The organism is Sphingomonas sp. ABOLH, from assembly GCF_003951715.1.
In the GTDB taxonomy this organism is placed as follows: Bacteria; Pseudomonadota; Alphaproteobacteria; order Sphingomonadales; family Sphingomonadaceae; genus Sphingomonas; species Sphingomonas hankookensis_A.
On the sequence record NZ_QQWV01000011.1, the window covers coordinates 1 to 23,683 of the forward strand.

Annotated in this window: 26 protein-coding genes and 1 pseudogene; 15 read left to right on the forward strand and 12 right to left on the reverse strand. The window is 68.3% G+C overall.

Going from position 1 to position 23,683, the window contains the following annotated elements:
* The 3 genes and pseudogenes from CA237_RS07345 to CA237_RS07355 form a co-directional block, all read left to right on the forward strand.
* Nucleotides 1-108, forward strand: a pseudogene (locus CA237_RS07345) (IS5/IS1182 family transposase); the annotation flags it as partial.
* Nucleotides 109-186: 78 nt separating this feature from the next.
* Complete coding sequence (locus CA237_RS07350; RefSeq protein WP_126013541.1) at nt 187-690, forward strand: hypothetical protein; 504 nt, start codon at nt 187-189, stop codon at nt 688-690.
* 123 nt (nt 691-813) lie between these two features.
* On the forward strand, nt 814-1,314 hold the full coding sequence (locus CA237_RS07355; protein WP_126013544.1) for an Mpo1-like protein: 501 nt from the start codon (nt 814-816) through the stop codon (nt 1,312-1,314).
* Nucleotides 1,315-1,338: 24 nt separating this feature from the next.
* On the opposite strand, the gene CA237_RS07360 is transcribed toward CA237_RS07355, so the two are convergent.
* Nucleotides 1,339-2,274, reverse strand: a complete 936-nt coding sequence (locus tag CA237_RS07360) for a ribose-phosphate pyrophosphokinase (RefSeq protein ID WP_066692211.1) — start codon at nt 2,272-2,274, stop codon at nt 1,339-1,341.
* Between the two features lie 90 nt (nt 2,275-2,364).
* Between CA237_RS07360 and CA237_RS07365 the strand changes: the two genes are divergently transcribed.
* From CA237_RS07365 to ribH, 8 genes are all read left to right on the forward strand, one after another.
* Nucleotides 2,365-2,895, forward strand: a complete 531-nt coding sequence (locus CA237_RS07365) for a YcxB family protein (RefSeq protein WP_126013547.1) — start codon at nt 2,365-2,367, stop codon at nt 2,893-2,895.
* A gap of 40 nt (nt 2,896-2,935) precedes the next feature.
* Nucleotides 2,936-4,255: a glutamate--tRNA ligase gene (gene gltX / locus CA237_RS07370; protein WP_126013550.1), complete on the forward strand. Its 1,320-nt coding sequence runs from the start codon at nt 2,936-2,938 to the stop codon at nt 4,253-4,255.
* Between the two features lie 92 nt (nt 4,256-4,347).
* Complete coding sequence (locus tag CA237_RS07375; RefSeq protein WP_066692207.1) at nt 4,348-5,022, forward strand: TonB family protein; 675 nt, start codon at nt 4,348-4,350, stop codon at nt 5,020-5,022.
* Nucleotides 5,023-5,296: 274 nt separating this feature from the next.
* Nucleotides 5,297-5,644, forward strand: a complete 348-nt coding sequence (locus tag CA237_RS07380) for a hypothetical protein (RefSeq protein WP_066692205.1) — start codon at nt 5,297-5,299, stop codon at nt 5,642-5,644.
* Nucleotides 5,602-6,639 (forward strand): bifunctional diaminohydroxyphosphoribosylaminopyrimidine deaminase/5-amino-6-(5-phosphoribosylamino)uracil reductase RibD, encoded by a 1,038-nt coding sequence (gene ribD / locus CA237_RS07385; protein ID WP_346773495.1) that lies wholly within the window; start codon nt 5,602-5,604, stop codon nt 6,637-6,639. The genes CA237_RS07380 and ribD overlap by 43 nt, the downstream gene beginning before the upstream one ends.
* A 144-nt stretch (nt 6,640-6,783) precedes the next feature.
* Nucleotides 6,784-7,389, forward strand: coding sequence for a riboflavin synthase (locus tag CA237_RS07390; protein WP_066692202.1), 606 nt, complete (start codon nt 6,784-6,786; stop codon nt 7,387-7,389).
* Nucleotides 7,376-8,506, forward strand: coding sequence for a 3,4-dihydroxy-2-butanone-4-phosphate synthase (gene ribB, locus CA237_RS07395; protein ID WP_066692193.1), 1,131 nt, complete (start codon nt 7,376-7,378; stop codon nt 8,504-8,506). The genes CA237_RS07390 and ribB overlap by 14 nt, the downstream gene beginning before the upstream one ends.
* Before the next feature lie 2 nt (nt 8,507-8,508).
* A complete protein-coding gene (gene ribH, locus CA237_RS07400; protein WP_066692191.1) occupies nt 8,509-8,931 on the forward strand; it encodes a 6,7-dimethyl-8-ribityllumazine synthase in 423 nt (140 codons plus the stop codon).
* 32 nt (nt 8,932-8,963) lie between these two features.
* Here the strand turns inward: ribH and CA237_RS07405 are convergent, their stop codons facing one another.
* A complete protein-coding gene (locus tag CA237_RS07405) occupies nt 8,964-9,581 on the reverse strand; it encodes a YbhB/YbcL family Raf kinase inhibitor-like protein (RefSeq protein ID WP_066692188.1) in 618 nt (205 codons plus the stop codon).
* 144 nt (nt 9,582-9,725) lie between these two features.
* Here CA237_RS07405 and CA237_RS07410 point away from each other — a divergent pair, with 144 nt between their 5' ends.
* Complete coding sequence (locus tag CA237_RS07410) at nt 9,726-10,760, forward strand: patatin-like phospholipase family protein (RefSeq protein ID WP_066692186.1); 1,035 nt, start codon at nt 9,726-9,728, stop codon at nt 10,758-10,760.
* Here the strand turns inward: CA237_RS07410 and CA237_RS07415 are convergent.
* From CA237_RS07415 to CA237_RS07430, 4 genes are all read right to left on the reverse strand, one after another.
* Nucleotides 10,757-11,116, reverse strand: a complete 360-nt coding sequence (locus tag CA237_RS07415) for a Rieske (2Fe-2S) protein (RefSeq protein ID WP_066692177.1) — start codon at nt 11,114-11,116, stop codon at nt 10,757-10,759. The two genes, CA237_RS07410 and CA237_RS07415, sit on opposite strands and share 4 nt — an antisense overlap.
* Nucleotides 11,113-12,393 (reverse strand): homogentisate 1,2-dioxygenase, encoded by a 1,281-nt coding sequence (gene hmgA, locus CA237_RS07420; RefSeq protein ID WP_066692175.1) that lies wholly within the window; start codon nt 12,391-12,393, stop codon nt 11,113-11,115. Before hmgA ends, CA237_RS07415 begins: the two co-directional genes overlap by 4 nt.
* Before the next feature lie 243 nt (nt 12,394-12,636).
* Complete coding sequence (gene hppD / locus CA237_RS07425; protein ID WP_066692172.1) at nt 12,637-13,695, reverse strand: 4-hydroxyphenylpyruvate dioxygenase; 1,059 nt, start codon at nt 13,693-13,695, stop codon at nt 12,637-12,639.
* Between the two features lie 53 nt (nt 13,696-13,748).
* Nucleotides 13,749-14,654, reverse strand: a complete 906-nt coding sequence (locus tag CA237_RS07430) for a LysR family transcriptional regulator (protein ID WP_066692169.1) — start codon at nt 14,652-14,654, stop codon at nt 13,749-13,751.
* Between the two features lie 193 nt (nt 14,655-14,847).
* On the opposite strand from CA237_RS07430, the gene CA237_RS07435 reads away from it, so the two are divergent.
* Together CA237_RS07435 and CA237_RS07440 are read left to right on the forward strand one after the other, a co-directional pair.
* Nucleotides 14,848-16,935 carry a malate synthase G gene (locus CA237_RS07435; RefSeq protein ID WP_066692167.1) on the forward strand — a complete coding sequence of 696 codons (2,088 nt, stop codon included), beginning with the start codon at nt 14,848-14,850 and terminating at the stop codon, nt 16,933-16,935.
* Between the two features lie 95 nt (nt 16,936-17,030).
* Complete coding sequence (locus CA237_RS07440; RefSeq protein ID WP_126013553.1) at nt 17,031-17,447, forward strand: hypothetical protein; 417 nt, start codon at nt 17,031-17,033, stop codon at nt 17,445-17,447.
* Nucleotides 17,448-17,480: 33 nt separating this feature from the next.
* Here the strand turns inward: CA237_RS07440 and CA237_RS07445 are convergent, their stop codons facing one another.
* Genes CA237_RS07445 through ftsE form a run of 4 tightly spaced genes read right to left on the reverse strand, consistent with a single transcriptional unit; the run spans nt 17,481 to nt 20,288 of the window.
* The gene (locus tag CA237_RS07445; RefSeq protein ID WP_066692161.1) at nt 17,481-18,191 is read right to left on the reverse strand and encodes a lysophospholipid acyltransferase family protein; all 711 of its coding nucleotides are present in this window, start codon (nt 18,189-18,191) and stop codon (nt 17,481-17,483) included.
* On the reverse strand, nt 18,188-18,727 hold the full coding sequence (locus tag CA237_RS07450; RefSeq protein ID WP_066692158.1) for a YdcF family protein: 540 nt from the start codon (nt 18,725-18,727) through the stop codon (nt 18,188-18,190). Before CA237_RS07450 ends, CA237_RS07445 begins: the two co-directional genes overlap by 4 nt.
* Entirely contained in the window at nt 18,724-19,605 is an 882-nt protein-coding gene (locus tag CA237_RS07455; protein ID WP_066692156.1) for a permease, read from the reverse strand. Before CA237_RS07455 ends, CA237_RS07450 begins: the two co-directional genes overlap by 4 nt.
* Nucleotides 19,602-20,288: a cell division ATP-binding protein FtsE gene (gene ftsE / locus CA237_RS07460; RefSeq protein ID WP_066692153.1), complete on the reverse strand. Its 687-nt coding sequence runs from the start codon at nt 20,286-20,288 to the stop codon at nt 19,602-19,604. The genes CA237_RS07455 and ftsE overlap by 4 nt, the downstream gene beginning before the upstream one ends.
* A gap of 184 nt (nt 20,289-20,472) precedes the next feature.
* Between ftsE and CA237_RS07465 the strand changes: the two genes are divergently transcribed.
* The gene (locus CA237_RS07465; protein WP_066692151.1) at nt 20,473-21,303 is read left to right on the forward strand and encodes a zinc-ribbon domain-containing protein; all 831 of its coding nucleotides are present in this window, start codon (nt 20,473-20,475) and stop codon (nt 21,301-21,303) included.
* Between the two features lie 134 nt (nt 21,304-21,437).
* Here CA237_RS07465 and pdeM read toward each other — a convergent pair whose 3' ends face one another.
* Both pdeM and CA237_RS07475 read right to left on the reverse strand, forming a co-directional pair.
* The gene (pdeM, locus tag CA237_RS07470) at nt 21,438-22,100 is read right to left on the reverse strand and encodes a ligase-associated DNA damage response endonuclease PdeM (RefSeq protein ID WP_066692148.1); all 663 of its coding nucleotides are present in this window, start codon (nt 22,098-22,100) and stop codon (nt 21,438-21,440) included.
* 187 nt (nt 22,101-22,287) lie between these two features.
* Nucleotides 22,288-23,547 carry a DUF445 domain-containing protein gene (locus CA237_RS07475; protein ID WP_066692146.1) on the reverse strand — a complete coding sequence of 420 codons (1,260 nt, stop codon included), beginning with the start codon at nt 23,545-23,547 and terminating at the stop codon, nt 22,288-22,290.
* Nucleotides 23,548-23,683 lie beyond the last annotated feature (136 nt).

Here is a 23,683-nt window from a genome sequence, read left to right on the forward strand (position 1 = left end):
TTCGGCCGCCTCAAGGACTGGCGCCGCGTCGCAACCCGCTACGACCGCTGCCCGACAGCCTTCTTCTCCGCCATCGTCCTCGCTGCCACCGTCATCTTCTGGCTGTAATCAACGAGTCCTGACCCTACGGTGTCCTATCGTTCTGACCGGCAAGAGCGGCAGCACGGTGGTTTGGCAGCGCCGTCGATGGGACGAACAGGCTTTTCCGTTGCGCTGCTATTGCTCCTGACCAATTGTTCGCCAGCAAATCGCGGCGACCTTTCACCAGTCGCCGGTCCGGGCGTGACGCTGGCATCGACCGAAGGCCTGCCGGACGACACCGCACGCCTGTCCGGCAGCGGGGTTACGGCTGACGTTACCGGGCGCTGGTCGCAGCAGAACGAGACGATCGAGATACGCTATCGGGCAGGAGCGGTGCCGGTTCGTATCGCGATACGGGGCGGAGCGACAGGTATCGCCCGCCCGGCGACCTCCGCGTGGGACCGCACGAAACCCTTTCCCGGCAATGCGATCGGTCGACCGTTGCTGGACGAGGCGCCGCTGACGATCGCGGCCAACGGCGAGGCGCGGGTACAGATCGAGTTCGCGCGGGCGAACGACACGCCCTTGTCGATCGGCGATAGGGTGACGCTGGCGGTGCCGATGCCCGACGGAGCGCGCGCGGTGACGTTTCGTGCAGGCGGGGAATAGGCGACCCGCTACGTCCTACGTCGCGCTGCAAGGTGACGCGAGCGATGGGACGTGACAGGATCGAACCGCACGCTGCCGAAACGGACGAACGACTCGCCCGGCGGCTGGTGAAGGAGAGGATCGATGTCGCGTCTGGTCAGGCAGCTGTCGGCCTATGCCGAATATCATCGCAACGGACATAATGTCGCGACGCACATGGTCGGCATTCCGCTGATCCTGTTCGCCATCGCCGTACTGCTGTCGCGGCCGGCAATCGCGCTGGGCGAGGGGCTGGTGGTCACGCCGATGATGATCGTCGCGGCGGTTGCGGCGGCCGGCTATCTGCGGCTCGACCTGATGTTCGGTGCGGTGCTCGCGGCGTTCCTCGCGCTGATCACGTGGGCGGGGAGCGGGGTGGCCGCCTGGTCGACCGGCGCGTGGCTGGCGGTCGGGCTGGGCAATTTCGTGGTCGGGTGGACGCTGCAGTTCGTCGGCCATTATTTCGAAGGGCGCAAACCGGCATTCGTCGACGACCTGTCGAGCCTGTTCGTCGGGCCGCTGTTCGTGGTGGCCGAGGCGGCGTTTATGCTGGGCCTGCGGCAGCCGGTGCGGCGGGCGATGGAAGGGGCCCTCCGCCCGCATTGACGCGGGCGGGGCGGCCCGTCCGGATCAGTCGAACAGGCTCGACACCGACGATTCGTCGGCGATGCGGCGGATCGCTTCGGCGAGTAGCGGGGCGATGGTCAGGTGGCGGATCTTCTGCCCCTGCGCGATCACGTCGTGGTTGCCGATCGAATCGGTGATGACCAGTTCCTCGAGCGCCGATGCCTCGACCCGGGCGACCGCGCCGCCCGACAGGACGCCGTGGGTGCAATAGGCGACGACGCCGACCGCGCCGGCCTGCTTGAGCGCCGCGGCGGCGTTGCACAGCGTGCCGGCCGAATCGACGATATCGTCGATCAGGACGCAGAAGCGGCCCTCGACATCGCCGATGATGTTCATCACTTCCGATTCGCCGGCGCGCTCGCGGCGCTTGTCGACGATGGCGAGGGGGGCGTTGTGCAGCCGCTTGGCGAGGCTGCGCGCGCGGACCACGCCGCCGACGTCGGGCGACACGACCATCAGGTTATGTTCGCCGAACCGGGTCTTGATATCCTCCGACATCACCGGCGCGGCATAGAGATTGTCGGTCGGGATATCGAAGAAGCCCTGGATCTGCCCGGCGTGGAGATCGACGCACAGCACGCGGTCGGCGCCGGCCTCGGTCACGATGTTCGCGACCAGCTTGGCCGAGATCGGGGTGCGGGGGCCGGGCTTCCGGTCCTGTCGCGCATAGCCGAAATAGGGGATGACGGCGGTGATGCGCCGTGCCGACGCGCGCTTCAGCGCGTCGATCATGATCAGCATCTCCATCAGGTTGTCGTTGACCGGATAGCTGGTCGACTGGACGACGAACACGTCCTCGCCGCGGACATTTTCCAGCACCTCGACGAAGATTTCCTCGTCGGCGAAGCGGCGCACGCTGGCCTTGGTCAGCGGGATTTCCAGATAGTCCGCGATCGCGGTCGACAGGGGAAGGTTGGAATTGCCCGCCAGCAGCTTCATGGGTGCGCCCGTATCCATGATGGAAAGAATGGGAGCGCCATAGAGCGCGCGGACGAATTGTGAAACCCATGTGACGCGAAGGGATGAACGATGGTCGAGGTGACGTTCACGCCGACGGCTGAGGATTATGTCGCGGTCCAGCGGGCGATGTTCGTGCGGTCGCGGCGGTCGCGGCGGTTCCGATGGCAGATGGCGCGGTTGCTGGCGTTCATGATCGTCGCCATGGCTGCGATCCCGTGGCTGGTCGACGGACGCGTGACGAAGGCGGCGCTGCTGTGGATGATGCCGTTCCCCCTGTGGGGCATGGGTGCCATAGGGATCATCATCGGCTGTAACTGGCTGCTGCTGCCACGGCGTGCGCGGCGGCTGTTCGCGCAGCAGAAGACGCTGCACCACGATCATCATGGCATGTTCGATGCGACCGGGGTCCGGCTCACCAGCGTGCGGTGTAACGTCGTGCTGCCATGGCACGAACTGCTCGGCTGGCATGCCGGGCGGAAGGTCGTGCTGCTCTACAACAACGAAATGCTCGCCAATTTCGTCCCGGTTCGTGCCTTCGGCCCCGGGGAGCTGGCGCAGGTCGAGACGCTCCTGACGCAAGCGGGCGTGCCGCGCCGCTGACGCGGTTGCCGCCGCCCCGTGCGCTCCCTAAACGGCGGGCATGACCGTCACCCGTTTCGCCCCCAGCCCGACCGGCTTTCTCCATATCGGCAACCTGCGTACCGCGCTCCACAACTGGATGTTCGCGCAGAAGGCGGGGGGCAGGTTCCTGCTGCGGATCGACGATACCGATGCACAGCGCAGCGAGGAGCGGTTCGTCGCGGCGATCAAGCGCGATCTGGCGTGGCTGGGGCTGATGCCCGATGGCGAGGAGCGGCAATCGGCGCGGTTCGATCGCTATGAGGCGGTGTTCGCCGACATGGTGGCGCGCGGGCGGATCTATCCGGCCTATGAGACGCCCGAGGAACTGGATCTGCGGCGCAAGATTCTGGCCGGGCGGGGGCTGCCGCCGGTTTATGATCGCGCGGCGCTGAAGCTGAGCGACGAGGATCGCGCGCGGCTGGAGGCGGAGGGGCGGCGGCCGCACTGGCGGTTCCGGCTGGAGGCGGAGCCGATCGCATGGGACGACATGGTGCGCGGGCCGCAGCGGTTCGACGGGGTGCTGCTGTCCGATCCGGTGGTGCGGCGCGCCGACGGGTCGTGGCTGTATCTGCTGCCCTCGGTGATCGACGATGCCGATATGGGGGTGACCCATGTCGTGCGCGGCGAGGATCATGTGTCCAACACCGCGACGCAGATGCAGATGTTTGCCGCCATGGGCGCAACGCCGCCGGCGTTCGCGCATGAGGCGCTGCTGGTCGGCAACGAAGGCAAGCTGTCGAAGCGGCTGGGGTCGCTGGGCGTCGAGCATTTCCGGGAGCAAGGGATCGAGCCGGAGGCGGTCGTCGCGCTGCTGGCGCGGCTGGGGACCAGCGATCCGGTCGAGCCGGTGGTCGATCCGGCGCCGTTGATCGCGGCGTTCGATTTCGGCCGCTTCGGGCGCGCGCCGGCGCGGTTCGACGAGGGCGAGCTGGCGCAGGTGAATGCGCGGATCGTGCACCAGCTGCCGTTCGAGCGGGTGCGGCAGGCGCTGCCCGAGTGGATGGACGCGGCGGCATGGGATGCGGTGCGCGGCAATCTGGAGCGGGTCGCGGACGCCGCCGACTGGTGGCGGGTGGTGACCGGGCCGGTCGATGCGCTGCCGGTGGCGGAGGAGGATCGTGCGTTCCTGACCCGCGCGGCGGAGGTTGCCGCCGGGCTGGCATGGGTCGATCCGTGGGCGGAGCTGACCAGTGCGCTGAAGGCCGAGACGGGCCGCAAGGGCAAGGCGCTGTTCCTGCCGCTGCGACGCGCACTGACCGGTATGGACCATGGGCCGGACATGGCCGCGCTGCTGCCGCTGATCGGGCGCGAGCGGGCGGTCGCACGCCTGACGGGCTGACGCGCACGTCAGCTTTACACCGCCCTCGATAGGGTATCTCATCGCATCGGCCGACTGGACGGCAGGAGATACGAATCGAGAAGGAAGGTGGCATGGCATATCAGGGACAACGTGGCCTGAACCCGGTGGGATTGGGCATTGCGATTGCGATCAACGGCGGCCTGCTGGCCGTGGCGATCCTGACGGCGACGACGGTGGTCACGCGGATCGATCCGTGGAAGCCGATCGAAGCGGTCAACGTCCCCATCGAACCGCCGCCCCCGCCCGTCGATATGCCCAAGCCGGTCGAAAAGGCGCTGCCCGATCCCGCGCCGGTCCCGCCGCTCTACGCACCGCCCGCGCCGATCCCGGTGCCGGGCCCGATCATGACCACCACGACCGACATGCCGGTGGCGCCACCGCCCGTCGCCCCGGTGGTGACCGCGCCCGGCGGTACGGGCACCGGCAGCCCGGTGACGGTCGCCAGCCCGCTGCCGGTGCTGGTCAATGCCAGCATCGACCCGCGCTACCGCGCCGATTTCCAGCCCGATTATCCCGCGATCGAACGCAATCTGGCGCGCGACGGCGTGGTGGTCCTGCGCGTGCTGGTCGGTGCCAATGGCCGGGTGAGCGCGGTCGAGCAGGTCAGCGCTACGAGCGATGCGTTCTTCGAAGCGACCAGGCGGCGCGCGCTGTCGAAATGGCGCTTCCGCCCGGCGACCCGCGACGGGGTGGCGGTGGAGAGCTGGCGCGAGATGACGGTGCGCTTCACCATGGAGGATCGCTGATCGGGGTGGCCCGTACCTCGCCGGGGTGCGGGCCTTTAGAAGAGTTGGTTCACGCGAAGGCGCGGAGGCGCGGAGGGGGTGCGTCCGCTGCAACCCGATCCGCGCCAGCAGCCTCGGATCGACCGGGGCAAGCGGCGAAATCGTCTCCCGTTCGCGAGAGACTCGCCTGGAACGCAACCCCTCCGCGCCTCCGCGCCTCCGCGTGAACCATCCTTCTTCTGCACCCGTCCCGAGGGGCTGGCGATCAGACGCCCCCGCGACTATCTTGGCCGGAGTGAAGATTCGCCATCTATTCTCGCCGGTTCATGCCATTCGCGATTTCGTGAACTTCGCCCGCGCGCGCGAAAAGCATGAATGGTGGTTCCTGCTGGCATCGATCTGCGTCGTGCTGGTGATCGGTTGGGCGTTCGTCCACGATTCGCATTTCGAACGCGAGTACAAGCCGAACATCATCTATGTCGAAAGCTGGCCGGCGAACCGCACCGACGAAGAGATCATCGCCCAGCAGCAGATCGACCTGGCCAAGGAACGCGCCGAGGCCGCCGAGTTCGAACGCGAACGTGCCGCGCGGCAGGCGGAATGGAAGAAGATCGACGACAAGCTGAAAAGCTGGGGCATCTGACCCGCTTGGCAACCGCCGGGACGCCCGACGACGCGCGCTGGATGGGCGTCGCGCTGACGCTGGCCGAGCGGACGCGGGGACGGACCGCGCCCAATCCCAATGTCGGGTGCGTGATCGTCCACGACGGTCGGATGGTCGGGCGCGGCTGGACCCAGAGCGGCGGGCGACCCCATGCCGAGGCGGCGGCGCTCGCACAGGCCGGGGAACGGGCGCGCGGCGCGACCGCCTATGTCACGCTGGAGCCGTGCGCGCATGTCTCGACGCGGGGGCCGGCCTGTTCGGACCTGCTGGTGGCCAGCGGGGTAGCAAGGGTCGTCATCGCCCTGACCGATCCCGATCCGCGGACCAACGGACAGGGCATCGCGCGCCTGCGGGCAGCGGGCATCGATGTCGTCTGCGACGTGCGGGCGGACGATGCGGCACGCAGCATGGCCGGGTTCCTGAAGCGGCGGGCGCTCGGGCGGCCGTTCGTCACCCTGAAGCTCGCCCTGTCGCTCGACGGGGCGGTGTCGCGCGCCGACGGGCAAAGCCAGTGGATCACCGGACCCCAGGCGCGCGCGCACGGCCATCTGGAGCGCAGCCGGCATGAGGCGATCCTGGTCGGACGCGGCACGGCGGAGATCGACCGGCCGGCGCTGAACGTCCGCCTGCCCGGCTTGGCCGAACGCAGTCCGCAGCGGGTGGTGCTGTCGGCGGACAGCGCGGCGCTGGACGGGTTCGCGATGCTGTCGTCGATCGATGCGCTGGCCAGCCTCTCCGGCGATCATGTGCTGGTCGAGGGCGGGGCGGCGACGGCGGCGGCGTTCCTGCGCGCGGATGTGGTCGACCGGCTGCTGCTGTACCGGGCGCCGATCCTGATCGGCCATGGCCGGACGCTGCCCGATATCGGATTGCCCGATCTGGCACAGGCGCATGGGCGGTGGCGGCTGTACGACGCCCGGATGCTTGGCAGCGACCGGCTGGAGGTCTACGAGCGCGTCAGGATCGGGCGATAGCACCCGTTCGTCATCTCCGCGCAGGCGGGGATCCGTATACGCCGTCGGTAGCGAACGTGCCGAACCGTCAGCGGCTATGGCTTCCCGCCTTCGCGGGAATGACGAAGGAGCAGTTACCGAGCGATCCGTGAGAAGGAGCGAAGCGTGTTCACCGGGATAGTCAGCGACGTAGGGCGCATCGAATCGATCGACGGGCCGGGCGACCTGCGCGTGAAGATCGCATGCGCCTATGACACCACGACCATCGACATGGGCGCGTCGATCGCCTGTTCGGGCGTGTGCCTGACCGTGGTCGAGAAGGGCCCGAACTGGTTCGCGGTCGATGTGTCGGGCGAAACCGTGTCGCGCACCGCCGACCAATGGGTCGCGGGCCGTCCGCTGAACCTCGAACGCGCACTGAAGCTGGGCGACGAGCTGGGCGGGCATATCGTTACCGGCCATGTCGATGGCGTCGGCACGGTCGTGGACGTCGAGGCCGACCAGGATTCGACCCGCGTGACCTTTGCGATTCCCCGCGCGCTCAGCCCGTTCGTCGCGACCAAGGGGTCGGTGACGATCGACGGCGTGTCGCTGACCGTCAACGACGTCGCCGACGATGCGGCGGGCACGCGCTTTACCGTCAACCTGATCCCCCATACCCAGGCGGTCACCACGCTTGGGACCCTTGCCATCGGGCAGTCGGTCAATATCGAGATCGACGTGCTCGCCCGTTATCTGATGCGAATGGAACAAGTCCGTGGCCAACGCTGAACTGGCGGGTCTCCGCCACGCCTTCCTGTCGTCCCCCGAAGAGATCATCGACGAGGCCCGCAACGGGCGGATGTTCATCCTGGTCGATGACGAGGACCGGGAGAATGAGGGCGATCTGGTCATCCCGGCGCAGATGGCGACGCCCGATGCGGTCAATTTCATGGCGCGCCACGGGCGCGGGCTGATCTGCCTCGCGATGACCAGGGGGCGGGTCGAGCAACTGGGTCTCGACCTGATGGCGCGCAACAACGGCACGCGGCACGAAACCGCCTTCACCGTCTCGATCGAGGCGCGCGAGGGGGTGACGACCGGTATCTCGGCAGCCGATCGCGCGCGGACCATCGCGGTGGCGATCGATGCGAGCAAGGAAGCGTCGGAGATCGTGACGCCCGGCCATGTCTTCCCGCTGGTCGCGCGCGAAGGCGGGGTGCTGGTGCGCGCCGGCCATACCGAGGCGGCGGTCGACGTATCGCGCCTTGCCGGGCTCAACCCCTCGGGCGTGATCTGCGAGATCATGAACGAGGACGGCACCATGGCGCGGATGGACGACCTGGTCGGCTTTTCGCAGCTGCATGGCCTGAAGATCGGGACGATCCGCGACCTGATCGCCTATCGCCGGCGCCACGACCATCTGGTCGAAAAGCGCGCGGAGACGGTGTTCGAGAGCGAGTGGGGCGGCGAATGGCGCGCCATGACCTTCTGGAACAAGGCGACGGGCAGCGAGCAGGTCGCGCTGGTCAAGGGGCTGATCGATCCGGGCAAGCCGACGTTGGTCAGGATGCACGCGCTGTCGCCCTTTGCCGACCTGTTCGGCGAGGGGGGCGAGCGCGGCGGGCTGCTCAGCAAATCGATGCGGATCATCGGCGAGGAAGGGGCGGGTGTGGTCGTCGTCATCAACCGCCCGCGTCCCGACGGGCTGACCCTCGCCATCCACGCCCGCAGCGGGGCGCCGGTGCCCGACATGGAGGAACTGCGCGACTATGGCGTCGGGGCGATGATCCTGAACGAACTGGGCGTCGAGGACATGGTGCTGCTGACCAACACCCATCACACGCTGGTCGGGCTCGACGGCTATGGGCTGAAAATCGTCGGCGAACGGCCGATCACGGAGGATTGAACATGGCGAAGGTGCTGATCGTCGAGGCGCGGTTTTACGACCATCTGAACGACCTGCTCTTGGAAGGCGCGCGTGCGGCGATCGAGGCGGCGGGGCATGAACATGAGACGGTCACCGTCCCGGGCGCGCTGGAAGTGCCGGGAGCGATCGCGATCGCCGACGCCGCCGAGACCTATGACGCGTTCGTCGCGCTGGGCGTCATCATCCGCGGCGAGACCTATCATTTCGAGGTCGTGTCGAACGAGAGCGCGCGCGGGATCATGAACCTGAGCCTCGAAGGCGTGCCGGTCGGCAACGGCATCCTGACCGTCGAGAACGAGGCGCAGGCGCTGACCCGGGCGAAGAAGGACGAGAAGGACAAGGGCGGCGAGGCGGCCAAGGCGGCGCTGGCGATGCTGGCGCTGCGCGAGCGGTTTTCGGTGTGACCTAGCTCCTCCCCGCCCGCGGGGAGGAGTTTTCAAGCCGGCGCTACCTCTCCGACCGGCCCCACCTCCGCCGGTTCCCCGCGCGAATAGACACCGGTGAGCAGCCCGGCGGCCAGCACGCGGCCGGCCATCGCCTCCACCACCGCGCTGCGGCCCGGATTGGGATCGAGGTGCGGGGCGTCCTTCAGCGCGAACAGCTGGAAGGCGTAGCGATGCTCGCCATGGCCGGTCGGCGGGTCGGGCGGCAGCCACCCTTCGCGCAGATAGCTGTTGCGGCCGACATCGCCGTGTACCGCGTCGCCGTCGCCATCGGGCTGGATCGCGTCTTCGGCCAGCTGTCCATCGGCCGGGGCGATGTCCCACAGGATCGCATGGACCAGCGGCTGGGGCGAGGGGGCGTCGGCATCCTCGACGATCAGCGCCAGCGACGTGGCAGCCGCCGGCACGCCGCGCCAGTGGAGCGGCGGCGACACCCCCTCACCATCGGCGGTGAAGCGGTCGGGCAGCCGCTGGCCATCGGCAAAGGCGAGGCTGGCGAGGTCGAGGCTGTCGAAGCTGCCCAGCGCCGGATCGACGATCGTCAGCTTGGAGGCGCCCGCACGGACGTTGCGCAACAACGCGCCCAGCCATCCCGGAACATGTTCGAGCATGTCGGTCCTTTCGATAATGGTCGGAACCAGAACCGGCGAAGGGCGCGGCGGGGTCCGTGGTGCGGAAATTTTGGACGGGGCACGATCGGATACCCGGCGGGGTTGCTGCGTTGCAGCAAGGGAACTTGCCGCAAGGAGCCGTCCATGTCCGCATCCACCGAAACACCGCGCCTCGCGCTCGCGTTGCAGGGCGGCGGCGCGCATGGCGCCTATGGCTGGGGCGTCATCGACCGGCTGCTGGAAGAGGATCTGCCTATCGTCGCGGTCAGCGGCGCGTCGGCGGGGGCGCTGAACGGTGCGGCGCTGGTCACCGGGCTGGCGGCGGGCGGACGGCAGGGGGCGAAGGACGCGCTCGAACGGCTATGGGACACGGTGTCGCGCAATTCGCCGCTGCAGGTGTTCGACTTCGGGATGTGGGCACCGCCCTTGTTCGAACCGGCGCTGCGCCGCTCGCTGGAGGTCGGCAAGCTGCTCGGCCGTTATGTCGCGCCGCTGTCGCCGACCCTGCGCGACATGCGGTCGCTCCGGCGGGTGGTGGAGGCGAGCCTCGACCTGTCGCTGCTGACCGATCCCCGTGCCATTCCGCTGTCGATCGCGGCGACGCGGGTGTCGACGGGTGCGGCGCGGCTGTTCGGCAATGCGGAGATCACGCTCGACGCGCTGATGGCCTCGGCCTGCCTGCCCGACCTGTTCGGCCCGGTGACGATCGACGACGAACCCTATTGGGACGGCGGCTTTTCGGCGAACCCTGCGCTCGAGCCGCTGATCTTCGACGGGCACGGACAGAGCGACCTGCTGATCGTGCAGATCACGCCGTTCGTGACGCAGGACACGCCCGAGTCGCTGGTCGAGGTGATGGGGCGGATGAGCGATATCGGCTTCAACGCTTGCCTGCTGCGCGACCTGAAGGCGTTGACACAGGTGCAGGAGATCGCCCGGCGCGCGCCGCCGATCGACGATAACTTCACCGCGCTGGCGAACACCAACCTGCATCTGATGGAGGCACCGCACGCGCTGGCGGCGCGGGGGCCGACCGGCAAGATCGACACGCGCCGCTCGCAGCTCGATGGCCTGCGCGAACTGGGCCGCGAAACGGCGGATGCGTGGTTGCGGGACCATGGCGCAAAGCTCGGCCGCAAGTCGACGCTGACCGCCCTGCCCGAGGCGGTGACGGCTTAGGCCGTCACGATCGCCCCGCCGACGACGGTGACCGGCCAGGGGGTGAGCGACCGGCCGGGGCAGGGGCCGCCGAGGCAGCGGCCGTCTCGAATCGCGAACAGCGCGGCATGCCAGCTGCACGTGATCGCGCTGCGGTCCGGGGTCAGATAGGCGTCGAGCGTTTGCGCCAGCGGCAGACCCATATGCGGGCAGCGGTCGACATAGCCGAATACTGCCTGCCCTTGCCGGACGACGAAGCCGTGGAAGCGTCCGGCGCGCAGTTGCAGGACGTAATTGCGCGCGGTGCCGTCGGGGATGTCGCTCAATGGCCCGATCGTCACCCCGGCCGGGGTCGCGAAGACGCGTTCGTCGGTCATCCGGGCAGCTGCGCCTTGGCGAAACCGGTCCACACATCGTCATAGTCGAGCTGCATCGTCGGCGTGGCCATCGCCCACGCGGTCGGGCGGACGACGTGGCGGGTCTCGAACATGAACGCCATGGTGTCGGCGATGCGGTGCGGCTTCAGATCGGCGGCGACGGCCTTCTCATAGCTCGCCTGGTCGGGGCCATGGCCGTTCATCTGGTTGTGGAGCGATGCACCGCCGGGCGCAAAGCCGCCTTCCTTCGCATCATAGGCGCCGGTCACCAGCCCCATGAACTCGCTCATGACGTTGCGGTGGAACCAGGGTGGGCGGAACGTGTCCTCCGCCACCATCCAGCGCGGCGGGAAGATCACGAAGTCGCAATTGGCGGTGCCGGGCGTCTCGCTGGGCGATGTCAGCACGGTGAAGATCGACGGATCGGGATGGTCGAAGCTGACCGTGTTGATCGTGTTGAAGCGGGTCAGGTCGTAGCGGCAGGGGGCGAGGTTGCCGTGCCATGCGACGACGTCGAACGGGCTATGGTCGAGGGTAGTTATCCACAGCCCGCCCTGAAATTTCTGGATGACGTCGCAGGGGGCGTCGCTGTCCTCGAACCAGGCGGAGGGCGTTTCGAAGTCGCGCGGATTGGCGAGGCCGTTGGCGCCGATCGGCCCCAGGTCGGGCAGGCGGAACAGGCTGCCGTAATTCTCGCAGACATAGCCGCGCGCCTGTCCGTCCGGCAGCTTCACCCGGAAGCGGACGCCGCGCGGGATCAGCGCGATCTGCAACGGCGCGACGTCGATCCGGCCCAGTTCGGTGTCGATCGCCAGCGCGCCCTGTTGCGGCACGATCAGCAATTCACCATCGGACGAGAAGAAGGCGCGGTCCATGTCCTTCGTCGCGGCATAGAGGTGGACGCCGACGCCGCTCTGCGCGGCGACATCGCCGGTTGCGCCATAGGTGACTAGGCCGTCGACCCAGTCGGTCGGATCGCTCGGGAGCTGTAGCGGGTCCCAGCGCATCCGGTTGGGGCTGGGCGGGGTGTCTATGGGGGCGGACTGGAGGTGGCTGGCGCCCACATAGGGCACGAACGCACCGTGATTGGCGGTCGGGCGCAGGCGGTAGAGCCATGACCGGCGGTTCTCGGCACGCGGCGCGGTGAAGGCGGTGCCGGACAGTTGCTCGGCATACAGGCCGAAGGGGACGCGTTGCGGGCTGTTGCGGCCGATGGGGAGCGCGCCGGTGACGGCTTCGGTGGCGATGTGGTTGGCGAAACCGGGGTGGTAGGTCATGGTCACCTCATCTTTCGTCCGGCGTTCTGTCGTCACCCCGGACTTGATCCGGGGTCCCGCTTCTTCGCTACTGTCGGAGAGGAAGCGGGACCCCGGGTCAAGCCCGGGGTGACGTCGTGGTTGGGTCGACCCGGTCGTTGCCCGCCGGGCCGTCAGTCGCAGCGAAGCCGCGCCCTGTGGCCCGGCTCCGTCGCGCTGGCCGGGCGCGGGGCCGGGGCCTTCGCCCCGGCATTCGCTCGACGCTTAGGCGTCGACCGTAATCACCCCGCGCCGAATCTGATCCAGCTCGATGCTCTCGTACAACGCCTGGAAATTACCGTTGCCGAAGCCCTCATTCCCCTTGCGCTGGATGATCTCGAAGAAGATCGGCCCGAACATCGGCTCGGTGAAGATTTGCAACAACAGCCCTTCGTCGCCGACATTGCCGTCGATCAGGATGCGGTTGCGCTTCAGGCGTTCGAGGTCCTCGCCATGGCCCGGCACGCGCTTGTCGACCAGTTCGTAATAGGTCTCGATCGTATCCTGCAGCTTCACGCCGCGCGCGCGCAGTTTTTCGACGGTTTCGAAGATATCCTCGGTAGTGAAGGCGAGGTGCTGGATGCCTTCGCCATTATAGTCGCGGATGAATTCCTCGATCTGGCTCTTGTCGTCCTGGCTTTCGTTCAGCGGGATGCGGATCGCCTTGTCCGGGGCGATCATCGCCTGGCTGAACAGGCCGGTCGCCTTGCCCTTGATGTCAAAATATTTCTGCTCTTCGAACCCGAAAATCTGGTTGTAGAAGGTCGACCAGGTCCGCATCTGCCCGCGCTTCACATTGTGGGTCAGATGGTCGAGCAGGTCGAGGCCGACATTGTTCTCGGCCTCCGCTTCCGCCGCGCCCGGCACCGCTTCCCAATCGTCGTACAGCGAACCCGCATCGCCATGCTGGTCGACCAGATATAGCATCGACCCGCCGATCCCCTCCAGCGCATAGCCTTCGCCCAGTACGCCGCGCGACGCGTCGGCCGGTTTGGCACCGCGCGCGACCGCTGCGTCGAACGCCGCCTTCGCATCCGCCACCCGGAACGCCATCCCCGACGCCGATGGGCCGTGCTGCGCAGCAAATTCCGCAGCATGGCCGTCCGGAATGCGGTTCAGCAGCAGGTTGATGCGGCCCTGCTTGTAGCGGACCACGTCGCGCGTGCGGTGCTTCGAGGCGGCGACGAAGCCGAACTGTTCCAGCTGCCCAGCCATGCGGTCGAGATCGGGGGCGGTGAATTCGCAGAATTCGAACCCGTCGAGGCCCATCGGGTTGACGTCCATGTGGTCCACGGCTGCATCCTCTCCAATTCGTATCAATTGATACCAATCTGTTCCTATGGATCAGTCGAGTCAAGCGTCTCCCATGGCGGCGGCGACCAGCGTGCGGCGAGGTGGTCGATGAAGGCGGTCACCGCCGGGCGTGGGTCTTCGCCATGAACGGCGTGGATGGCGAGGTCGCGGGGCCCCTCCCATGCCGGCAGCACGCGCACCAGCCGCCCCTCGGCCAGCGCCGGCCCGACATCCCATAGCGAACGCAGCGCGATGCCGACCCCGGCCAGCGCCAGTTCGCGAACGATCTCGCTGGAATTGGTGCGGACATGGCTGCGGCCGGTCACCTGCGCCCGACCGCCGGGGCGCAGCAGCGCCCACGGCAACTGGCCCTCGGCGGCGAGCAGCCGGTGGCCGGCCAGTTCCCGGGGGTGGGTGGGTACGCCATGCTCGGTCAGATAGGCCGGGCTGGCGCAGACGATGCGGCGATTATCGGCCAGCCGCCGCGCGACATGGCCGGCGGGCGGATCGGCCGTGATGCGGATCGCGCAATCGATCCGCTCGGCCGCCAGATCGACATAACTGTCGGACAGCGACAGTTCGAGCTGCACCGCCGGATGATCGCGCAGGAAGTCGCCCAGATGCGGCGCGACATGCAGCCGCGCGAACGAGGTCGGCGCGGCAATGCGCAAGGGGCCGGCGGGGGCGGCGGCGGCCCCGGTCACCCGCGCTTCGGCTGCCGCCAGTGCCGACAGGATCGGCGCCAGGTCGGCATGCAGTTGCGCCCCGACCGGGGTCGGGTGCAGCCGCCGCGTGGTCCGTTCGATCAGCCGGGCGCCGAGCCGTGCCTCGAACCGGGCCAGCCGCTTCGACACCATCGCGGGCGAGATGTTCAGCACCCGCGCGGCGGCAGCGATGCTGCCGGTGTCGAGGATCGCGGCGAACAGTTCGTGGTCGGGATCGAGCGGCATTCGTTCCTCGGCGGAATGGCTGTGCTGCGATTATGGGTGGTTCCGGCGGGAAAGACGAGGGCGTATGGTTCCTGCCATATCGTCATTCCGGCGAAGGCCGGAATCCATGGATTCGGGACGTGGCGGCCCCTTCGCGGCGCTTCGTGACCATGGATCCCGGCCTGCGCCGGGATGACGAATAGGAGACAATGCTATGCCGGAAACCTTCGTCGAACGCGCAGGATTGTGGGTCGCGGTCGAACTGGCCGCCTTCCTCGAACGCGATGCGCTGCCCGGCACCGGCATTCCGGCGGACTCCTTCTGGGAAGGGACCGCCGCGATCTTCGCCCGGTTCGCACCGGAGAATCGCGAGCTGCTGGCCCAGCGCGACCGGTTGCAGGCGCAGCTGGATGCCTGGTTCGTCGAACGGCAGGGGCAGGCGATCGATCCGGCCGAGCAGTCGGCGTTCCTGCGCGATATCGGCTATCTGGTCGAGCAGCCGGCGCCGTTCACGGTGCATCCCGACAATGTCGACCCGGAGATCGCGACTTTGGCCGGGCCGCAGCTGGTCGTGCCGATCCTGAATGCGCGCTTCCTGCTGAACGCGGCCAATGCGCGTTGGAGCAGCCTGTACGACGCGCTGTACGGCACCGATGCGCTTCCCGGCGCGCCGGCGGCGGGCGGCTATGACGCGGCGCGCGGGGCGGCGGTGATCGAGCGGGCCAGGGCGTTTCTCGACGAGGCAGTTCCGTTGGCGAACGGCAGCTGGCGCCACTGGGACGGTGGTACGCCCGAGCTTGCCGACGCTTCGCAGCTGGTCGGGCGGGCGGGCGACAATTGGCTGCTGCGTCACCATGGGCTGCACATCGAACTGGTGATCGACCGCGCCCACCCGATCGGCGCCGGCGATCCCGCCGGGCTGGCCGACATCCTGCTCGAATCCGCGCTGACCACCATCTGCGATCTGGAGGATTCGGTCGCGGCGGTCGATGCCGAGGACAAGGTCGCGGCGTACGCCAACTGGCTGGGGCTGATGCAGGGGACGCTGACCGCGCGCTTCGCCAAGGGCGGGCGCGAGGTGACGCGGGCGCTGGCGGAGGATCGCCGCTATGTCACGCCCGAGGATGGCGAACTGGTGCTGCCGGGGCGCTCGCTGCTGTTCGTGCGCAATGTCGGGCATCTGATGACGACGCCCGCCGTCCGCCTGCCGGACGGCAGCGATGCGCCCGAAGGCATGCTCGACGCGATCGTCACCAGCCTGATCGCGTTGCACGACCTGAACGGCCCGCGCGCCAACAGCCGCGCCGGATCGATCTATATCGTCAAGCCCAAGCAGCATGGCCCGGAGGAGGTCGCCTTTACCGACCGGCTGTTCGATGCGGTCGAGGACCTGCTGATCCTGCCGCGGTACACGATCAAGGTCGGGGTGATGGACGAGGAGCGGCGGACCTCCGCCAATCTGGCCGCCTGCATCCATGCGGTGCGGCACCGGATCGTGTTCATCAACACCGGCTTCCTCGACCGCACCGGCGACGAACTGCACAGCGCGATGCATGCCGGGGCGATGATTCCCAAGGGCGAGATGAAGGGCGCGGACTGGATCGTGGCGTACGAGGATCGCAACGTCCAGATCGGCCTTGCCTGTGGTCTCGGCGGGCGGGCGCAGATCGGCAAGGGCATGTGGGCCGCGCCCGACCGGATGGGTGACATGCTTAGCCAGAAGATCGCGCATCCGATGAGCGGGGCAAGCACCGCCTGGGTCCCGTCGCCGACCGCGGCGACGCTGCATGCGCTGCATTATCACGCCATCGACGTCGCGGCGCGGCAGGCGGCAAGGGCCGGCGAGCCGGTGGCGTCGCTCGACCGGCTGCTGACGCTGCCGTTGGCCGGGCGGCGCAACTGGGACGCGGCGGAGGTGGCGCGGGAGTTGGACAACAACGTCCAGGGCATTCTCGGCTATGTCGTGCGCTGGATCGATCAGGGGATCGGCTGTTCGAAGGTGCCCGACATCCATGACGTCGGCCTGATGGAGGACCGCGCGACGCTGCGCATTTCGTCGCAGCATGTCGCCAACTGGCTGCTGCACGGGGTCTGCACGACCGCCGACGTCGATGCCGCGTTCGAACGGATGGCGGTCAAGGTCGATTCGCAGAATGCCGACGACCCGGCGTATCGGCCGCTGGCGAGCGGCATCGCGCTACAGGCGGCGCGGGCGCTGGTGTTCGAGGGGCTGGAGCAGCCCAATGGCTATACCGAGCCGTTGTTGCACGCGTATCGGGCGGTCAGGAAGGCAGCGGGGTGAGCGGGCGGTATGGATCATCGCTGCATGGCTCTCCCCGCTAGTGCGTCTGCTGACGCCTGGTTGCGGACGCACCGGCATCCACTAGACTAGCCGCCATGAAGATGATGCCCGCACTTTGCATTGCGATGGCGACGATGGCCGGGTGTGTCGCGAATTTCGCGTCCGCTCAAGCCGGCGCTCCCCCGCCTTACGATCACTGCTTCGCGGGTCCCTTCGTGCTCACTTTCGAGCGCGGCTCGGCACAGCTTACGGAATGGCATAGAGAGGTGCTTGCCACGGTTCGATCGGAAGCAAAGCACTGCGGTGGTGTAATGATGATCGAAAGCTATCCTTCCGATGACGGGCCGCCTGATTTGCAAAGGCGGCGGGCATCTGTAGTGTTTGACCACTTGAAGAATAGAGGCGTCCTTCCGGACAGGGTTGCGATTGGGCTGCCGGCGCGGCCATGGCCGACACCCACCGAGGACGGACGCCAACGGCACATTCAAGTCTTTCTCGCGATCTGGCGCTGAACAGGCGAACGTCCGCTTCCCACCGGAAACTTGTCACCCCGCCGCGACACCGCCCGCCGCCGGCTCCAGCGCATTGATCGCGGCATGGACCCGCGCCTCGATCTCCTCGCGCGGCAGACCGGCCGGGATGGGATCGAGGAAGCTGATGGTAATCACCCCCGGCCGGCTCGGCCCCTTGCGCGGCATGCAATGCCCGCTGTCGAGCGCGACCGGGACCACGGGCATATTCAGCGCCTTGTACAGCCCGGCGAAGCCCGATCGCAGCGGCGGGGCTTCGCCGACCGCCACCCGCGTGCCTTCGGGAAAGATCAGCACCGAGCGGTTCTCCGCCCGCGCCACGGCGGCTTCCTTCAGCATCTGGCGCAGCGCCTTGGACGATGCGTCCCGGTCGACACCGATCGCGCCATAGGCCTTGGCCGTCTTGCCCCAGAAGGGCATGTCGATCAGCTCACGCTTCATCACGATCAGCGGACCATCGATCAATTCGGCCATCTCCAGCGTCTCGAACATCGCCTGGTGTTTGACCGCGAACAGATAGGTGCCGCGCGGGCGCTCCCCCTCCACCCGCACCCGAACGCCCAATATCCAGCGGGCGAGGAAGCGGTGGACGCGGATCCAGACATGGGCGTGGCCGTGCATCGCGTCGCGGCCGATCGCGGCGGAGATCGGCGCGGTCAGTACGATCGGCACCGACGCGCCATAGAACAGGATGCGGAACAGCCAGGTGCGGACCCACGCGATCACAAATCGATCCCCAGCCGCATCACCAATCCCCGCACCAGATATTTGTTGTACTCGCCGAACAGCAGCGCGAAGCCGGGATTGGCGGTGACCGGATCGCGCACGATCTCGACCGAGTTGCCGAGCGCATGGCGCAGCTCCATGGCTGCCCGGGCCATATGCCAGTTGGAGGTGACGAGGCGGATCGAGCGATAGCGGTTGCGCCGGACCCAGTCGGCGGTCTCGTCGGCGTTCGACCGGGTGTCGACCGCCTCATGGCCCAGATCGACGCAGCAGCGGAACAGCCGGCGCGGCGCACCGTTCGCGGCGGCAAGTTCGTCGGGGCGCACATCGGGATCGACGCCGGTGACTAGCATCCGCCTCGCCTCGCCCCGCTCGATCACGGCAAGGCCGCGCTCGATGCGACCGGGGCCGCCGGTCGGCACCACCACGCCATCGGTGCGGCGCGCATCGGTGAGCGGCGTCGGCAGCGTGACCGAGAACAGAGCAAAGCCCAGCGCATAGAGCAGCAGGACGACCGCGAAGATGCGCCCCATCACAGCACCCGCGCCAGTCGCCGCAGCACCGCGATCCGCGCCGCCAGCATCGCAAGGCCGGTAAAGGCGAAGGGCAGGGCGGCGATCAGCGCCCAGTCGGCACCCGCCAGCGTCACGCCGTCGGCCAGCTGCGATTCGAGCGTCGCCATGCGTTCGCCGAGCGCCACGATCACCAGCGCGCCCGCCAGCGCGCCGATCAGCCCACCGGTCAGCGTATCCTGCCCGATGCGGCGCTGGAACAGGCGTGCGATCTGAAGGTCGGTCGAACCCAGCATATGCAGGATGTCGATCGTTCCGCGATGCGTATCAAGCCCTGCGCGTGCCACGAGCAGCACGACGGCGGCGGTTGCGCTGGCCATCACCAGCACCAGTCCGAACGCGGTTAGCCCGATCGCGCCGACGAAGCTGCGCACCGGGGCGAGCCACGTCGCATGGCGGTCCACCCGGATGCCTGCGCCGACGCCCTTGGCCAGCGCCTCGACCCGCGCGACCGCCGCGTCGTCGCCGCTGCGCAGGTCGACGTCGATCATCGCCGGCATCGGCAGGTCGGCGTCCAGCCCCGCCTCGCCCAGCCAGGGTCGCAGCAATTCGGCGAGGCGGGCACGGTCGACCTCCGCCGCGCGGGCGACGTCGGCCGAGGCCTTGAGCCGCGCCAGCAGCCGGACGACCTCGGCATCGCGCCGGGCGGCGTCGCCTTCGATCACCTGCACCGTCAGTCGCGCGGCCAGCTGGCGGTCGAGCGCCCCCCCGGCATTGCGCGTCGATAGGCCGAGCGCGGCGCTCAGCGTCGTCAGGAAGATCATGATCGCCATGATCCACACCATCGCGCGGCGCCCCTGCCGGTCGTCGAGCAGCGGCTGTGCGGCCGAGCGTGCGGTCATGCCGCGCCTGCGACAAAGGGATCGACCAGCCGCCCGCGATCGAGCTGCATCAGCCGGGCATCCGGTACGCGGTCGAGCAAATGGTGGTCGTGCGTCGCCATGACAACCGTTGTGCCCAGCCGGTTAAGCGAGGCGAACAGCTTCAGCAACCGTTCGGCCATGTCGGGATCGACATTGCCGGTCGGTTCGTCGGCGACGAGGATTTCGGGCCGGTTGATGACCGCGCGGGCGATGGCGACGCGCTGCTGCTCCCCGCCCGACAGCGTCGGCGGACGCGCATCGGCGCGATCGCTTAAGCCCACCCAGGCCAGCATCTCCCCCACCGGCTCGGCAATGTCCTCCTCCGGCATACCCGCAACCCGCAGCGGCAGCGCGATATTGTCGCGTGCCGAGAGGTGCGGCACCAGCCGGAAATCCTGGAACACCACGCCGATGCGGCGGCGAAACCCTGGCAGGCGACCGCGCGGCGAGGTCACCATATCCTCGCCGAACAGGCGGATGACGCCCCGACTGGGCCGCTGCGACAGATAGAGCAGGCGCAGCAGCGACGTCTTGCCCGCGCCCGATGCGCCGACCAGGAAATGGAACGTCCCGGCACTGAGCGTGAAGCTGACATCGCTCAGCGTTTCCGGCCCCTGACCATAGCGAAGGCCGACATTTTCGAACTGAACGATGCTGGCCACGGGCGCCCTTGCTTCCACCGGTCTTCCGCCCATCGCACAAGGTCGCGATTGTCTCAAGCATCACGCAATCGCGCCTTGCCATGGACCGCCAACCCGCCGTAGATTCGGCGCTCGGATTATAGTCGCGCCCAGTTGGCTCCGCAGGTTGGCGGCCCGGCGCGGCCCATGCAGGGGGCAGGGGACGATGATCCTCGAATGTACGCAATGCCATATGCGCTATCTGGTCGCCGATTCCGCGATCGGACCGGCCGGGCGCACCGTGCGTTGCGCCGGTTGCCGGCATAGCTGGTTCCAGCCGCCCGCGATGCTTGACCTCGGCACCACCGCCGCGGTCACCCCGCCTAGCGAGCCGGCGCGCGTGGCCCAGCCGGCGATGGCCGATGCGGCTGCCGACGCCCCCCGTCCGCGCAGCGCGCCGCCGGTGGCGCCGGCGGCGACGCCCGACGCGCCCTATGCCGAAGCGCCGCGTCCCGCGCCGCTGCGCGCGCGCAGCACCGAACCGCGCTGCTATGTCGATCCGGAGGCCGAACGCGCCGAGCGGGGCGAACCGATCAACGCCTTCGCCCATCAGGCCCCGTTCGTGCCGCGCCGCAACCCGGCGCGCCGCCGCACCGCCATCGCGGTCGCCGCCGGCGTCGCGATGCTCGCGGCCTGTGGCGGCATCCTCTACACCGGAACGCCCGGCATCGCCGAACAGCTCGGCCTGCCGATCGCGTCGAGCGCCAGCGACGCGCTGAAATTCGCGATCAACACGCCCGAACGCCGCCTGCTGTCGAGCGGCAACGAACTGTTCGCGGTGTCGGGGCGGATCATCAACGAAACCGGCAGCCGCCAGCGCATTCCCGACATTCGCGCAGTGTTGAAGGACAGCCAGAACCGCGACGTCTATAGCTGGACGATCAAGCCGCAGACGCGGGTCATCGGGCCGAGCGGGAGCCTGAGCTTCAACAGCGCCGCGCTGGACGTGCCGGCGAACGCCAAGGAACTCGAACTGAGTTTCGCTTCGGGGCTGTAAGACGGTCGGGCACAGCGCGCTACCTCCCCCCATCGTCACCCCGGACTTGATCGGGGGTCCCGCTTCTTATTTTTCGCGCGGCAGATAAAAAGCGGGACCCCGCGTCAAGCCCGGGGTGACGTGAAAAGCAGGATTCACGCCGCGATCGGAAAGCGCAGCAGCCGGTCCTCCAGCGCGATCAGCGCCTCTGCGCCGGTCCCGACCGCGCGCACGATCTCCGGATGATGCGCGTCCAGCCCGCCGGTCAACGATCCGAACGCCGGCAGGATCAGCTTGCTGGCGGTCGCGACGAAACAGCGCCGCGATACGCCGCGCCCGCGCAGCTTCACCCGCAGCTTGGGATGGAAATGGCCGGACAATTCGGGACGTGGCTCGGCCGGATCGGCTTCGTGGCGTAGCACCACGCCGTCGACCACTGCCTCGTCGACCAACCGCCCGCCGCAATGGTCGGCGACGATCCGGTCATGGTTGCCGGTGATCCACGTCCAGTCGACCCCGCCGGTCAGCGCACGCAACCGGGCCTGCGCCTCTTCCGACAGCCGGTCGCACCCGCCGATATCGTGGAAACTGTCGCCCAGGCACCAGATTTCCGCCGGCTGCGTCCGGGAGACCACCGCCTCGATCCCGGCCAGCGTTTCAAGGGTGTCATAGGGCGGCAGCATCTGCCCGAACTGCGCGAACCAGCTGGCCTTTTCGAAATGCAGGTCGGCCAGCAGCAACGCGCGCCGCGCCGGCCAGTACAGGGCACCGGCCGGGAGGGCGGCAAAGGCGTGGCCGGCGAACGAAAGGCGAACCATGGCATGCCTATAGCGCAGCGCGTGTGGCGCTCAAGCCGCGGGGGCGTAACGATCGTGTTTGCGGCACTGCCCCAACCCAATCGTCACCCCGGACTTGATCCGGGGTCCCGCTTCTTCTTCTAGCCGCGGGAAGAAGCGGGACCCCGGGTCAAGCCCGGGGTGACGGTATGTGTAAGCACCCCCGCTCTTACAACCAAACATCAACCACATGGATCGCCAGCCCGACCATGCCGCCGACCAGCGTGCCGTTGATGCGGATATATTGCAGGTCGCGACCGACCGCGTTTTCCAGCCGGCCGGTGATCGTCTGCGCATCCCAGCCGCGTACCGTGTCCGACACCAGCCGGACGATGCCGTCGCCATAATCGGCGACCGCGCCGACCACCGCACGGCGGGCGAAGCGGTTGACCTTGGCTTTCAGCACCGGATCGGACTGGAGCGTCCGGCCGAGCTGGCGCATCGCCTCACCGATCGGCCCGGCGAGCGCGCGGTCGGGATCGCGCGCGGCGCGCAGCATGCCGCCGCGAATCTTTTCCCACACCCCCATCCACCATCCGGCGAGCGCGGGATTGTCGATCAGGTCGTTCTTCAACCGCTCGACCTTCGCCTGCATCTCCGGCGAATGTTGCAGGTCGTGCGCCAGCAGCGCGAGGCCCTCATTCGCCTTCGCGCGCAGTGGGTGAGCCGGGTCCTCGGCGACTTCAGCCAGCATCTTGTGCAGGCCGCGCACCACCGACGTCGCCAGCGTCTCGTCGAGGCCGGTCCAGCGCAGCACCGCCCCGGCGCGCTTCTGGATCATCGCGCGGACCAGTTCCTCGTTCGCGTCCAACGTCTTGGACGTCCAGCGGATGATCGCATCGACCAGCGGCAGGTGCCGGTCGTCGGCGATCGCCGCCTCCAGCGTGCGGCCGAGTGCGGGCGACACCTGCATCGCGCGCAGCCGGTTGGCCAGCGCACCGCGCACCATCGTCCCGAACTGGTCGGGGTCGAGCCCTTCGAGGACATTGACCGCCAGCCGCGACGCGCCATGGCGCAGCCGCCCGCTGCGCGCTGCCGGATCGGCCAGCCACTTGCCCGCCGCCCCCGCCGCATCCACCCGGTGCATCCGCCGCGCAACGACCCGCGCCGTCAGGAAATTGTCGCGCAGGAACGCGGCCAGCGTATCGCCGATCCGGTCCTTGTTGCGCGGGATGATCGCGGTATGCGGGATCGGCAGGCCGAGCGGATGGCGGAACAGCGCGGTGACCGCGAACCAGTCGGCAAGGCCACCGACCATCGCCGCTTCGGCAAAGGACTGCACGAAGCCCCAGGCGGGATGGACGCCTTCCATCCGCCGCGACAGCAGGAACAGCGCGGCCATCGCCACCAGCATGAACGTGGCCAGCCGCCGCATCCGGCGGAGCGGAACGGGAACCGCATCGCCGGCGCGGGTGAGAGGGGATGCCATCCCCGAAACAATCGCCGGATGGCCGGAAAGTTCAATAGGAGCGGTACGCCGCCCCCACTCAAATACGTCACCCCAGCGAAGGCTGGGGTCTCCTGCGGCTCTTGCTGCGTGCTGTCACCGGGAGACCCCAGCCTGC

Coding starts and splice junctions, on each gene's coding strand:
- CA237_RS07350 (WP_126013541.1), top strand. CDS start 187: ATGGGACGAACAGGCTTTTCCGTTGCGCTGCTATTGCTCCTGACCAAT.
- CA237_RS07355 (WP_126013544.1), top strand. CDS start 814: ATGTCGCGTCTGGTCAGGCAGCTGTCGGCCTATGCCGAATATCATCGC.
- CA237_RS07360 (WP_066692211.1), bottom strand. CDS start 2,274: ATGAAGCTGCTGGCGGGCAATTCCAACCTTCCCCTGTCGACCGCGATC.
- CA237_RS07365 (WP_126013547.1), top strand. CDS start 2,365: ATGGTCGAGGTGACGTTCACGCCGACGGCTGAGGATTATGTCGCGGTC.
- gltX (WP_126013550.1), top strand. CDS start 2,936: ATGACCGTCACCCGTTTCGCCCCCAGCCCGACCGGCTTTCTCCATATC.
- CA237_RS07375 (WP_066692207.1), top strand. CDS start 4,348: ATGGCATATCAGGGACAACGTGGCCTGAACCCGGTGGGATTGGGCATT.
- ribD (WP_346773495.1), top strand. CDS start 5,602: ATGGAAGAAGATCGACGACAAGCTGAAAAGCTGGGGCATCTGACCCGC.
- ribH (WP_066692191.1), top strand. CDS start 8,509: ATGGCGAAGGTGCTGATCGTCGAGGCGCGGTTTTACGACCATCTGAAC.
- CA237_RS07405 (WP_066692188.1), bottom strand. CDS start 9,581: ATGCTCGAACATGTTCCGGGATGGCTGGGCGCGTTGTTGCGCAACGTC.
- CA237_RS07410 (WP_066692186.1), top strand. CDS start 9,726: ATGTCCGCATCCACCGAAACACCGCGCCTCGCGCTCGCGTTGCAGGGC.
- CA237_RS07415 (WP_066692177.1), bottom strand. CDS start 11,116: ATGACCGACGAACGCGTCTTCGCGACCCCGGCCGGGGTGACGATCGGG.
- hmgA (WP_066692175.1), bottom strand. CDS start 12,393: ATGACCTACCACCCCGGTTTCGCCAACCACATCGCCACCGAAGCCGTC.
- hppD (WP_066692172.1), bottom strand. CDS start 13,695: ATGGACGTCAACCCGATGGGCCTCGACGGGTTCGAATTCTGCGAATTC.
- CA237_RS07430 (WP_066692169.1), bottom strand. CDS start 14,654: ATGCCGCTCGATCCCGACCACGAACTGTTCGCCGCGATCCTCGACACC.
- CA237_RS07435 (WP_066692167.1), top strand. CDS start 14,848: ATGCCGGAAACCTTCGTCGAACGCGCAGGATTGTGGGTCGCGGTCGAA.
- CA237_RS07440 (WP_126013553.1), top strand. CDS start 17,031: ATGAAGATGATGCCCGCACTTTGCATTGCGATGGCGACGATGGCCGGG.
- CA237_RS07455 (WP_066692156.1), bottom strand. CDS start 19,605: ATGACCGCACGCTCGGCCGCACAGCCGCTGCTCGACGACCGGCAGGGG.
- CA237_RS07465 (WP_066692151.1), top strand. CDS start 20,473: ATGATCCTCGAATGTACGCAATGCCATATGCGCTATCTGGTCGCCGAT.
- pdeM (WP_066692148.1), bottom strand. CDS start 22,100: ATGGTTCGCCTTTCGTTCGCCGGCCACGCCTTTGCCGCCCTCCCGGCC.
- CA237_RS07475 (WP_066692146.1), bottom strand. CDS start 23,547: ATGGCATCCCCTCTCACCCGCGCCGGCGATGCGGTTCCCGTTCCGCTC.